Origin of the sequence: Gluconacetobacter aggeris (assembly GCF_014174395.1) — a bacterium.
Lineage (GTDB): Bacteria > Pseudomonadota > Alphaproteobacteria > Acetobacterales > Acetobacteraceae > Gluconacetobacter > Gluconacetobacter aggeris.
Genome location: NZ_JABEQD010000004.1, coordinates 1 through 12,083, shown reverse-complemented (window position 1 = coordinate 12,083; position 12,083 = coordinate 1). Strand labels below are relative to the sequence as shown.

Here is a 12,083-nt window from a genome sequence, read left to right as displayed (position 1 = left end):
CGCGAGATGAAGCGGCGTCATCACGACGCAAAGCTCCCCGCGCTCTCAGGCGCCGAACCCGGCAAGAAAGCCGACTTGCCTCGGAAGACCGGCTTTCTTCATGCCGTGGCCCGATCCCGGGACGGCGTCCCGGACGGCCCCGTCACTCCGGATCGCCTTCGGGAATCGGCAGTCCGACCAGCCGTAGAAGCGCCTCCGGAATCGGCTCATCCACCGCCGATCCCGCCATCCGGCACAGCGTCTCCTTCAGCCACGCCTCCAGCACGACCTCCTCGCCCGGCCGCCCGTCCCCGGCGGCAGGCCGCCTCCGGTCCTGCCCCGCCCACGTCGCGCTCCATTGCAGACATTCGATCTGATCGCGGACCCGCAGCCAGAATTCGACATCGTCGACCAGATTATCTTCCAGGCTGCGCGCGATATGACGCCGGACGACGGCAATGGCGTCCTTGCCATGGGTCCGCACCATGGCCGAAGCCATGGCAGGGGCCATCATAGGCGACTCGCCTGGTTCATCCTGCACCACGTACCCATCCCGTTCGCATTCATTCCGAACGCCATCGCAACGGTAAGGGCACGCCTCCGCGTGCCGCTCCTGGCGTCGGGCGGGTAGCAACGTGTTCCAAAAAGGGCAAAAGCACGCCCTGCCTATTTCCGTGACGATAAACAGCATAACCCGTTCACCGCTGGACATAGTCCGGGTGTTATATTCGGCAGGCCACCCGACAAGGAGGCCACCCCTTTGGAAAAAGCGTTGCTACACGCCATGTTCACGATATCACACAGGATTTTCCGACGCCACCCCGAAGGGTGACCAGCCCTTGCGCGCAAGCATCTGGAGCGCCAAGGATTCTGCGATCCGCTCTCACGCGTCGATCCCCGCAGGAAAGCCGGATTCCCTCGACAGGCCGACTTTCTTCATGCCGGCTTTCAGGTCTGGACGCTTCCCCGGATCGTCCCGTGGAATCGGCGTCCCGGCCGCTCCTGGCGTCGGGCGGTTAGCAACGTGTTTGCATGAGGCATAGGCACGTCCCGCCTATTCCCGCTACGGTAACAGGTCTCCCTGTTCACCGCTGGACAAAGTCCGGGTGTTATATTTGGCAGGCCGCCCGACAGAGAGGCCGCCCCAATGCAAAAGAGCGTTGCTACACGCCACTCTCAGCGTATCACGCAGAACTTTCCCACGCCACCTGATGTGCGATTATTTCTGCGACCAGAAACACTCGCCTCAGTGGCCCCGATCCATCAGGCGGCTCAGATACACTGCCTCCAGCGCGCGCTCGCGCGCGACCTCGCTCGCATTCACCGTCCCGGAATGGCCGCCTTCGGTATCCTCGTAATACAGAAAGGGTACCCCGAGCGCCTGGAGCCGCGCCGCGAACAGCCGCGCGTGCACCGGGCCCACCCGGTCATCGAGGGTCGAGGTAAAGATGAACGGCTCGGGATAGTGCACCCCGGGACGCAGCGCCCGCAGGGGCGAAATCCGTTCCAGGAACGTCCGCTGCTCCGGTACCGCCATGCTGCCATACTCCCCGGCCCACGAGGCCCCGGCAGCCATGGTCTCGAAATGCTCCATGTCCAGCAATGGCACCCCCACGATCACCGCCCCCCACAGATCGGGATGCTGGGTGAATTCCACCCCCATCAACAGCCCGCCATTCGAACGCCCGCGAATCCCCAGATGGGCGGGCACGGTGATCTTTCGCGCGATCAGGTCGCGCGCCACGGCGGCGAAATCGTCGAAGACATGCTGGCGGCCGGCCATCCGTCCCGCCTCGTGCCAGGCCGGCCCGAACTCGCCGCCGCCCCGGATATTGGCCACGACATAGACACCACCCCGATCCAGCCACAGCCTGCCCGCCACCGGGTCGTAATCGGGCAATGACGAGAGCTGGAATCCGCCATAAGCGGTCAACAGGGTCGGATTGCTGCCATCGGACCGCATATCCGCCCGATGCACGATGAAATAGGGAATCCGCGTCCCATCGCTCGAAACCGCCCATTCCTGCCCGACCACCAGCCCGGCCGAATCGAACTGGGGAGGCAGTTCCATGATCTTCCGCGCGCTGCCGTCGGTGCTGTCGGCCAGCCAGAGCTGCTGCGGCGTCAGGAAGCCCGAGACCGAGAGAAACGCCCGCCCCGAACGACGGTCGGCATCCATGATATGGACCGACATCATGTCGGGCAGCTTCAGCCGCGTACCATGCCAGCCACCGGCTGCATCGGGCCGGTAGACCCACCCCTGGCCGCGCACCGAGTCGAGCACCGTCATCACCACGCCCGTCCCCGTCACCGCGACTTCATCGACCGCCTGACGCGCGCCGGGCGTAAACAGGAGCTGGACCGGCATGCGCCCATCCGGATCGACGGCGATGACGCTGCCGGCCGGAATCTTCACGCCGCCCGACTGCCAATCCTGATTGGCCGACAGAATCAGCCGCCCGGCCAGCAGGCCATGCAGGTCCATGCGCGCGGGCAGGTCGAGCGCCCGCGTGCCCCCGTCGGTCACGAGGCTATAGCGATCCTCGAAGAACGTCACGGCGCGACGGATCAGCACCAGCCGGTGCCCCTCCCCGTCGGCCAGCGCAACCGGCGCCACCAGCACGTCATCGCGCTGGCCGCGCATCACCTCCACCGCGCTATCCAGCGCCTGCCCCCGGTGCAGGCGGCGCACCACGAACGGATACCCCGCACGGGTCATCGCCCCGCCAGAGACGCCACGCGGGCCATCACCCCAGTCGCGCGCCACCAGCAGCGTGTCCCGATCTTCCCATGCCACGGTCTGCTTGGAGTGGGGCAACAGGAAACCATCGGGCGTGAACCCGCCAGACAGAGGGGCGAATTCACGCAGGGTCGTCGCGTCCTCGCCCCCTTCCGAAAGCTGGATCAGACAGGGCGAATCGTCGGGCGCCAGACAGTCCGCGCCCTGAAACACCCAGTTGCGATGCTCGCGCCGGGCCAGTTCGTCGACATCCAGCCGGGTGGTCCACAGCGGATGCCCGGCCACGAAGCGCTCCGGCGCCGTTTCGCGCCAGATCCCGCGCGGATGGGCCGCGTCCTGCCAAAAATTGAAGATTTCCCCGCCCAGGAAGGTCGGCATCGGTATGCGGTGCGCATCCTGCCGGATCCGCAGCACGGAATCATGAAAGACGCGATAGCGTGGATCGGCTTCCAGCCCCGCGAAGGTCCGCCGGTTCTGCTCATCCACCCACGACAAGGCGGCCTTGCCGCGCACTTCGGACAAGGCATCGGGGGGCGGCGCGGAAGAAGAAGAGGCGACAGCCGGCATGGTGGCCAGCATCGCAAATCCAGCGATGATGATTCGAAACGAGCGCATGGCCGGAAGCATTCCAGATGTTCCAGCCCGTGGGAAGCCCGGCACTCGTCCCCCCGAGCGGGGGGACGAGTGCCGGATCGGATCAGCCGTTCAGCTTGTCCAGTTCGCGCACCACGGCCTCGCCCATCACGGTGGTACCGACCTGGGCCATGCCGGGGCTCATGATATCGGCGGTGCGCAGGCCGCTGGCCAGCACATTGGCCACCGCCTGTTCGATCAGCGCAGCTTCGGCTTCCATTGCGAAGGAGTAGCGCAGCAGCATCGCAAACGAGAGGATCTGCGCCAGCGGGTTCGCGATTCCCTTGCCGGCGATATCGGGCGCGCTGCCATGGATCGGTTCATACAGCGCCGGACGCCGCCCCTCCTCATCCACCGCGCCCAGCGTGGCCGAGGGCAGCATGCCCAGGCTGCCGGTCAGCATCGACGCCAGGTCGGACAGCAGGTCGCCGAACAGATTGCCGGTCACAATGACGTCGAACTGGCGCGGATTGCGCACCAGCTGCATGGCGCAATTGTCGGCCAGCATGTGGGTCAGCTCCACATCCGCATAGTCGCGTGCATGCAGCGCGGTCACGACCTCCTTCCACAGCAGGCCGCTTTCCATCACGTTGCATTTCTCGACCGAACAGACGCGGTTGCCGCGCTGCCGCGCCAGGTCGAAGGCGACCCGCGCCACGCGCTCGATCTCGGACGTGGTGTAGATTTCGGTATTGATGCCGCGCTTGCTGCCATCGGGCAGCGTCTCGATCCCGCGCGGCGTGCCGAAATAGATCCCGCCCACGGATTCACGCACGATCATGATGTCCAGCCCGGCCACCACTTCGGGCTTCAGCGTGCTGGCCTCGGCCAGCGCGTCGAACAGCTTCGCGGGGCGCAGGTTGGCAAACAGCCCCAGTTCCTGCCGCAGCTTCAGGATCGCGACCTCCGGCCGCAGATCGAAGCCGACCGACGCCCATTTCGGATCGCCGACCGAGCCGAACAGCACCGCGTCCGCGGCCTTGGCCGCCGTGATCACCTCGTCACGGATCGGCACCCCATGCACCGCAAGCGACGCGCCACCAACCAGATCCTCGGAAATATCGAAGGCGACGCCGCGCTTGCGGCCCATCCACGCCACGATCCGCGCGACCTCGTTCATCACCTCGGGGCCGATCCCGTCGCCGGGCAGGACAAGGAGCTTCTTGGTAACGGTCATTTCTCGTTTCCTGTCGTGACAAATAGACGGCGCAGGGCGCGATAGTCAGTCGATGACGATTTGCGTCTGCCAGGGCTGGGCCTGACCGCGCGTGGCCTCGAACGTGCTGATCGCGCCTTCGTGCTGCAGGGTCTGGCCGATATCGTCCAGCCCTTCCAGCAGCAGATGCTTGCGTAGCGGATCGATCTCGAACCCGATCTCTTCGCCATCGGGCCGCACGACCACCTGCCGCTCCAGATCGACCGTCAGCCGGCCATTGGCGCCCAGCCGCGCATCGTCCATCAGCGCATCGCAGATCTCGCGCGGCAGGCGGATCGGCAGAATCCCGTTCTTGAAGCAGTTATTGAAGAAGATATCGGCGAATGACGGCGCGATCACGCAGCGGATGCCGAAATCCAGCAGCGCCCAGGGCGCATGCTCCCGCGACGAACCACAGCCCAGATTGTCATGGGTGATCAGGATGCCGGCCTTGCGATAGGGCTCCCGGTTCAGCACGAAATCCGGCTTCTCCGACCCGTCTTGATTGTAGCGCATGCCATCGAACGCATGCACGCCCAGGCCGGATCGCTTGGTGGTCTTGAGGAACCGCGCCGGAATGATCTTGTCGGTGTCGATATTCGCTTCCGGCAGAGGCGCCGCGATCGCGGTCAGGACAGTGAATTTATCCATGGCTCAGATCAGCTCCCGCACGTCCGTCAGATGTCCCGTCACCGCCGCCGCCGCCGCCATCGCGGGCGAAAGCAGGTGGGTACGCCCGCCCGGCCCCTGGCGCCCCTCGAAATTGCGGTTGGAGGTCGAAGCGCAGCGCTGCCCCGGCGTCAGCCGGTCGGGGTTCATGCCCAGGCACATCGAACATCCCGCCTCGCGCCATTCGAAACCGGCATCGAGAAAGACCCGGTCCAGCCCCTCGCGTTCGGCCTGCGCCTTCACGATGCCCGATCCGGGCACCACCATGGCCCGCACGCCCGGCGCCACATGCCGCCCCGCCACGATCGACGCCGCCGAGCGCAGATCCTCGATCCGGCTGTTGGTGCAGGAGCCGATGAAGACGACATCGACCGGCACGCCGGCGATCTTCTGCCCGGCTTCCAGCCCCATATAGTCGAGCATGCGCTGCAACTGCGCGCGCTTCGCCCCGTCGCTTTCCGCCGCCGGGTCGGGCACGGTGCCGGAGACCGGGATCACCGTCTCGGGGCTGGTGCCCCAGGTCAGGACCGGCGGAATATCCTCGGCCCGCAGTTCCACGACCTTGTCGTAATGGGCACCGTCATCGGCCACCAGCGTCTTCCAGTAGGCCACCGCCTGCTCGAACGCCTCGCCCTGCGGCGCGAAGGGCCGGCCGCGCACGTAGTCGAACGTCGTCTCGTCCGGCGCCACCAGCCCGGCGCGCGCTCCCGCCTCGATCGACATGTTGCAGATCGTCATCCGTCCGGCCATGTCCAGCCCGCGAATCGTCGAACCCGCGAATTCGATCACATAGCCGGTGCCGCCGGCGGTGCCGATGGTGCCGATGATGGCCAGCATCACATCCTTGGCGGTCACCCCCGCGCCCAGCGTGCCCTCGACCACCACCTTCATGTTGCGGGCGGGCTTCTGCAGCAGGGTCTGGGTCGCCATCACATGCTCGACCTCGGACGTGCCGATGCCGAACGCCAGCGCGCCCATCGCGCCGTGGGTCGAGGTATGGCTGTCGCCGCAGACGATGGTCATGCCGGGCAGCGAAATCCCCTGCTCCGGCCCCACCACATGCACGATGCCCTGCCGTTCCGACAGAAGCGGGAAATACGGCACGCCGAATTCGCGGACATTGCGCTCCAGCGTCTCGATCTGGTTGCGGCTTTCCGGCTCCTCGATCGGCAGGGTGCGGTCGGAGGTCGGCACGTTATGGTCCACCACCGCGATGGTGGCGTCCGGCCGGCGCAGGCGGCGACCGCTGATACGCAGCCCCTCGAACGCCTGCGGGCTCGTCACCTCATGCACGAGGTGCCGGTCGATATAGAGAATGGCCGTGCCGTCCTCGAGCCGCTCCACGACATGACTGTCCCAGATCTTGTCGAACAGCGTGCGTGCGGCCATCGGTCTTTCCCCTTCGGAACGGCATGGCGTGGAACGGCCCCGCCATCCGCGAAGCCACGCGGACGGCGAAGGAACGAACCCGTAGGATCAGGACGATGCGCCACCCATCGGCCGTGGCCGGAGGCGACGCATCGCGGTATCGGATGGTGATCAGGCCGTGGCCGTCACCGTCTCGCGGGCGCGCTCGGCGATACGCGCCGACTTGCCGCGGCGGCCGCGCAGATAATACAGCTTCGCACGACGCACGGCACCACGGCGCACGACCTTGATCTCGGCGATCGTGGGGGCATAGAGCGGGAACACGCGCTCCACGCCTTCGCCGTTCGAGATCTTGCGCACGGTGAAGTTGCTGTTCAGCCCCTTGTTCGAACGGGCGATCACCACGCCTTCATAGGCCTGGACGCGCTTGCGCTCGCCTTCGACGACGCGGACCGACACGCGGACCGTGTCGCCGGGGCCGAATTCGGGGACCGCACGCTCGGCGGAGAGGCGGGCAATCTCACCGGCCTCGTACTGCTGGATAATGTTCATGATCGGGTTCCTCGTTTCAAAACAGTCTAGTCAGTGCAGCCGGTCGGGATCAGCCGCATGGCTGACCGGATCGGACGTGTCTTGGCCGGTGCGGCGCCGATACGCGGCCCAGAGGTCGGGCCGGCGGACGCGGGTCGCCGTCTCGGATTCAGTCTGCCGCCAGCTTGCGATGGCGGCGTGATGACCGGACAGCAGGATGTCGGGCACGTCGCGCCCCTCCCAGCTCGCCGGCTTGGTGTAATGCGGATATTCCAGCAGCCCGTCGGAGAAGCTTTCCTCCGTGCCGCTGGCGTCCGAGCCCATGACGCCGGGGATCAGCCGGACGCAGGAATCCAGCAGCACCAGGGCCGCCATCTCCCCGCCGGAGAGGACATAATCGCCGATCGAGACCTGCTCGACGGCGCATGCCTCCAGCACCCGCTCATCCACCCCTTCGTAGCGCCCGCACAGCACCACCACGCCGGGGCCGCCGGTCAGGCGACGGACATCGTCCTGGCGCAGCAACCGCCCACGGGGCGTCGGATAGATCACCGGGCGCCCGGCGGCCGCCACGTCGCGGATCGCGGCTGACACCACATCCGGACGCATGACCATGCCCGCCCCGCCGCCGAAGGGCGTATCGTCCACCGTCCGATGCCGCCCCAGGCCATAGTCCCGCAGGTCGCGCAGATCGAGCGACCACAGCCCGTCCTCCAGCGCCCGCCCGGCCAGAGACTGGCCAAGCGGACCGGGAAACATGCCGGGGAAGAGGGTCAGGATCGTGGCCTGCCAGGTCATGACGCCCCCCCGACGGCAGGGGAGACATCGCCCCCCTCCGGCGACAGGTCGCCCTGCACCTCGACCTCGTCCGGCAGGACCGCTTCGATCCGGCCGGCAGCGACGTCGATCACCGGGAAACAGGCCTGGGTAAAGGGCAGGATCAGGGGCGCATGCCCCTCCCCGCCGATCTCCAGGCTGACCCCGGCACCATAATCATGGACGACCAGGACACGCCCCAGCGACCTGCCATCCTGCTCGTGAACCGCCAGGCCGATCAGGTCGGCAAAATAGAATTCGTCCTGGTCGGGCTCCGGCAGGCTGGCCCGCGCGACATACAGGCGGCGGTTGACCAGCGCCTGGGCGGCTTCTCGCCCTGCCACAGGCTGGCCCGCCCCGTCGCGGAGTTCGGCAATGCCGTCACCGCGCCAGCGCAGGGTCCAGACCTGTCCCCGGTCGTCGGTCAGCGTTCCATAGGACGTCAGGTCTTCCGGCACGGCGGCGTAGCTGTGCACGCGCACCAGCCCCCGCACGCCATGCGGCCGCCCCACCACACCCATCAGGATACGATCGCGATCCACCGGTTCAGCCCACCTGTGCCCTTATCCGCGCGTCGGCTCAGGCCGTGGCGGCAGCGGCGGCGGCAGCAGCGGCACGCTCCTGCGCGCGCTTCTTCGGCGCGGACTTCTTCGGCTGCTCGGTATAGACCGGCTTCGCGATCAGGCCGGCATTGCCCAGGAAGCGGGCAACGCGGTCGGTCGGCAGGGCGCCCTGCGACAGCCAGTGCGTGATGCGCTCGTTCACCAGGCGGATGCGGTCAGCATGCTCGGACGGCAGCATCGGGTTGTAGGCGCCCACCTTCTCGATGAAGCGGCCGTCGCGCGGCGAACGGCTGTCGGCCACCACGATGTGGTAGTAGGGGCGCTTCTTCGCGCCGGCGCGGGCGAGGCGGATCTTCAGGCTCATTGAGGCAATTCTCCGAAATAAAAACGTGCGGAATGCGGACAGGGACGAAACGATCTGGTCGATCGCGTCAGCCGAACGGACGGCCGCCGGGCGGTTTCGGCCCCTTGGGCATGAGAGCGGACATTCCCTGGCGCATGAGACCTTTCATGCCGAGCTTGTTGATCCGCTTCATCATCGTGGACATGTCATCGAACTGCTTCAGCAGCCGGTTGACGTCCTGAACAGTGCTGCCCGACCCGGCGGCGATGCGCTTCTTGCGCGACGCCTTGATGATGGCGGGCGTCTTGCGCTCCGCCCGGGTCATGGACGAAATGATGGCCTGGTGGCGCTTCAGGACCGAGGTATCCAGGTCCTTGTCGCCCAGCGCCTGCTTGACCTTGCCCATGCCGGGCAGCATGTCGAGAATCCCCGACAGCGAGCCCATCTTCGCGATCTGGCGGATCTGCGCGGCATAGTCGTCCAGGTCGAACTTGCCCTGCATCATCTTGAGGGCGATCTTCTCGCTCTCTTCATGATCCAGGGTATCGGCGGCCTTCTCGACCAGGCCGGCGATATCGCCCAGGCCCAGGATACGGCCGGCCACACGCTCGGGATGGAATTCCTCCAGCGCGTCCAGCTTCTCGCCCGAACCGGTCAGCTTGATCGGCGCGCCGGTCACGGCCCGCATCGACAGCGCGGCGCCGCCTCTTGCATCGCCGTCCATCCGGGTCATGACCACGCCGGTCACGCCCACGGCCTCGTTGAAGGCACGGGCGGTATTGACGGCATCCTGGCCGGTCATCGCATCGACGACCAGCAGGGTTTCGGCCGGTGACGTCTCGGCGCGGATCTCCCGCACCTCGTTCATCAGCGCCTCGTCGATCGACAGGCGGCCGGCGGTATCCAGGATAACGACGTCGAACCCTTCGCGCCGCCCGGTATCCATGGCCCGCCGCGCGATCTCGACCGGCGTCTGGCCGGGCACGATCGGCAGCGAGGGCACGCCGGCGCGCTCGGCAAGCTGCTGCAACTGCAACTGGGCGGCCGGGCGCTGGGTATCCAGGCTGGCCAGCAGCACCTTCCTGCGCTCGCGGGTCGCCAGCCGCAGGGCGATCTTGCCCGAGGTCGTGGTCTTGCCCGAGCCCTGCAGGCCGACCATCAGGATCGGCACCGGCGGGACGGCATTCAGGTTCAGCGGTACCGCGCCCGCGCCGCCCAGCGCGTCGATCAGCGCGTCATTGACGATCTTGGCGACGGCCTGGCCGGGCGAGATGCTGTCCAGCACCTCATGCCCCACGGCACGCTCGCGGACCTTGTTGACGAAGTCCTTGACGACCGGCAGCGCCACGTCGGCGTCCAGCATCGCCAGACGCACCTCGCGCATCGCCTCGGCCACATCGGCCTCGGACAGTGCGCCGCGCTTGGCGAGGCCGTCGAACACACCGGAAAGCTTACCTGACAGCGCCTCGAACAAAGGACGTTCACCCCAAAAGATATCGCGCCACTGCGCGAACACTCGCGAGGCGGCGGTCCTGATTTCGGGGCAGGCTTTACGCCCCTCCCCTCCCGATGTCAACGATTCCGGTCCGGAGCGGCCAGGGAGTGGCCACCCCGGTGGAATCGCGACTGTCTGGCCGTCTTATTCCGGGCGCCTCATTCCTCGCCGTCTTCCTTGGACGCCCCCTTGGCCGGCGGCGGGGGCAGTGCCGTCAGCTCGTCCAGCTGCTCGTGCAGCGAACGAATCTTGTCCTCGCGTGCCTTCGCATCAGCCAGTTGCTCCGGCGTCAGGATGTCATGGATCTTCACCGCCACGTCCAGCCGGCTGTCGATGGCGGCCTGATGCAGGGCTTCGATCTGCTGGGTCAGCGACGTCAGCTTCGCCCGGTCGACCGGGCCGGGCGTCAGCAGCAGGTCGCGGATCTGCTCATGCAGCGCGCCTTCCTGCTTCCAGTCCGCGCGCTTGTCCTTGCGCGCGGCGGCCAAAATCGCATGGATCTGCTTGTGCTGCGCCGGGGTCAGCTTCAGTCCGGCCAGGACCTCCAGCCCATGATGCGCTCTCCAGCCGCCATGGAAACCCGGGCCGGAAGGCGGCGGCGACATATCATGGGCCCGGGCCCCCGTTGCCGACAGGCCGGCCAGGACCGTCACCGCCAGGATCGTCTTCTTGAACATGTGTGCGCCTCTATTTCCGTAACCGGCCCGGGGTCGCCCCCCGGCCCAACCATGAAATCTAACCATGCAAAGCCGGTTCGAAATCAGGCGTTTGTGCTACGAAATGTAAGCATGCCAGCCCCCGCCATCCGACATGCAGGCGGGTCGTCCGCTAACGGACGGAGGCACCCCCGCGCGGCCTTTCCGTCGGCAGCATCTCACCCGTGGCGGCGTAATAGACGCGCTCGGCGATATTGGTGGCGTGGTCGCCGATCCGCTCCAGGTTCTTGGCGATGAACAGCAGATGGGTGCAGGAGCGGATCGTACGCGGGTCCTCCATCATGTAGGTCACCAGCTCGCGGAACATGGCGGTATACAGCTCGTCCACCGCCGCGTCCGACTGCCAGACCTCGACCGCGCGCGCGCTGTCCTGCTGGCTCATGGCATCGACCGCCCGGCGCAGATTCTCCTGCACCAGCCGCCCCATGCTGCGCAGGGCCCCGGCCGGGACATCGGTCGGCACGGTATCGACCTTCAGCGCGCGCTTGGCCACGCTGGCCGCGCAATCGCCGATCCGCTCCAGGTCGCCCGAAATCTTCATCGCCGCCACGATCTCGCGCAGGTCGCCCGCCATCGGCGCCCGCAGCGCCAGCAGGCGGATCGCCAGCGTCTCGATATCGCGCTCCAACTGGTCCACCTGCGGGTCGAGCGCCTGCGCCGTCCGGCCGGCCTCGGTATCGCCCTCCACCACGGCGGCAACCGCCTGTTCGGTCTGCTGTGTGACCAGCCGCCCCATGGCGACCATCATTCCGCGCAACTGCGAGAGCTGCTGCTCGTAGCTGCTGACGGTGTGCGCCTGTTCCTTGACCATGGTGCCTCTCCCCTGCCCGCCGAACTCAGCCGAACCGGCCGGTGATGTAATCCTGGGTGCGCCGCTCGCGCGGGGCGGTGAACATGCGGTCGGCACTGTCCACCTCGACCAGTTCGCCCATGTAGAAGAACGCCACCCGATCCGCGCAGCGCGCCGCCTGCTGCATGTTATGCGTCACGATCGCGATCGTGAACTCGCCTTTCAGCTCGTCCAGCAATTCCTCG

12 protein-coding genes and 1 pseudogene are annotated in these 12,083 nt (G+C 66.9%); all 13 read right to left on the bottom strand.

The genetic code is table 11. The features are described 5' to 3' along the window. Positions 1 to 142: 142 nt before the first annotated feature. Positions 143 to 493 (bottom strand): hypothetical protein, encoded by a 351-nt coding sequence (locus tag HLH36_RS07390; protein ID WP_182985783.1) that lies wholly within the window; start codon positions 491 to 493, stop codon positions 143 to 145. A gap of 732 nt (positions 494 to 1,225) precedes the next feature. Beyond that, positions 1,226 to 3,346: a prolyl oligopeptidase family serine peptidase gene (locus HLH36_RS07385; protein WP_182985782.1), complete on the bottom strand. Its 2,121-nt coding sequence runs from the start codon at positions 3,344 to 3,346 to the stop codon at positions 1,226 to 1,228. A 70-nt stretch (positions 3,347 to 3,416) separates the two neighbouring features. Continuing rightward, positions 3,417 to 4,529, bottom strand: coding sequence for a 3-isopropylmalate dehydrogenase (gene leuB, locus HLH36_RS07380; protein WP_182985781.1), 1,113 nt, complete (start codon positions 4,527 to 4,529; stop codon positions 3,417 to 3,419). Positions 4,530 to 4,574: 45 nt separating this feature from the next. Further along, entirely contained in the window at positions 4,575 to 5,198 is a 624-nt protein-coding gene (gene leuD / locus HLH36_RS07375; protein ID WP_182980415.1) for a 3-isopropylmalate dehydratase small subunit, read from the bottom strand. 3 nt (positions 5,199 to 5,201) lie between these two features. Beyond that, positions 5,202 to 6,605: a 3-isopropylmalate dehydratase large subunit gene (gene leuC / locus HLH36_RS07370; protein WP_182985780.1), complete on the bottom strand. Its 1,404-nt coding sequence runs from the start codon at positions 6,603 to 6,605 to the stop codon at positions 5,202 to 5,204. A gap of 150 nt (positions 6,606 to 6,755) precedes the next feature. Then, positions 6,756 to 7,136: a 50S ribosomal protein L19 gene (gene rplS / locus HLH36_RS07365; RefSeq protein ID WP_114729415.1), complete on the bottom strand. Its 381-nt coding sequence runs from the start codon at positions 7,134 to 7,136 to the stop codon at positions 6,756 to 6,758. 30 nt (positions 7,137 to 7,166) lie between these two features. Beyond that, the gene (gene trmD, locus HLH36_RS07360) at positions 7,167 to 7,913 is read right to left on the bottom strand and encodes a tRNA (guanosine(37)-N1)-methyltransferase TrmD (RefSeq protein ID WP_182985779.1); all 747 of its coding nucleotides are present in this window, start codon (positions 7,911 to 7,913) and stop codon (positions 7,167 to 7,169) included. Then, positions 7,910 to 8,473, bottom strand: coding sequence for a ribosome maturation factor RimM (gene rimM, locus HLH36_RS07355; RefSeq protein WP_182985778.1), 564 nt, complete (start codon positions 8,471 to 8,473; stop codon positions 7,910 to 7,912). Before rimM ends, trmD begins: the two co-directional genes overlap by 4 nt. Positions 8,474 to 8,510: 37 nt before the next feature. Then, complete coding sequence (gene rpsP, locus HLH36_RS07350; RefSeq protein WP_182985777.1) at positions 8,511 to 8,858, bottom strand: 30S ribosomal protein S16; 348 nt, start codon at positions 8,856 to 8,858, stop codon at positions 8,511 to 8,513. A 67-nt stretch (positions 8,859 to 8,925) separates the two neighbouring features. Continuing rightward, positions 8,926 to 10,311, bottom strand: a complete 1,386-nt coding sequence (gene ffh, locus HLH36_RS07345) for a signal recognition particle protein (RefSeq protein ID WP_182985776.1) — start codon at positions 10,309 to 10,311, stop codon at positions 8,926 to 8,928. A gap of 179 nt (positions 10,312 to 10,490) precedes the next feature. Next, complete coding sequence (locus HLH36_RS07340) at positions 10,491 to 11,009, bottom strand: Spy/CpxP family protein refolding chaperone (protein ID WP_182985775.1); 519 nt, start codon at positions 11,007 to 11,009, stop codon at positions 10,491 to 10,493. A 151-nt stretch (positions 11,010 to 11,160) separates the two neighbouring features. Next, positions 11,161 to 11,859, bottom strand: coding sequence for a phosphate signaling complex protein PhoU (phoU, locus tag HLH36_RS07335; protein ID WP_182985774.1), 699 nt, complete (start codon positions 11,857 to 11,859; stop codon positions 11,161 to 11,163). 25 nt (positions 11,860 to 11,884) lie between these two features. Beyond that, positions 11,885 to 12,083, bottom strand: a pseudogene (locus HLH36_RS07330) (phosphate ABC transporter ATP-binding protein); the annotation flags it as partial.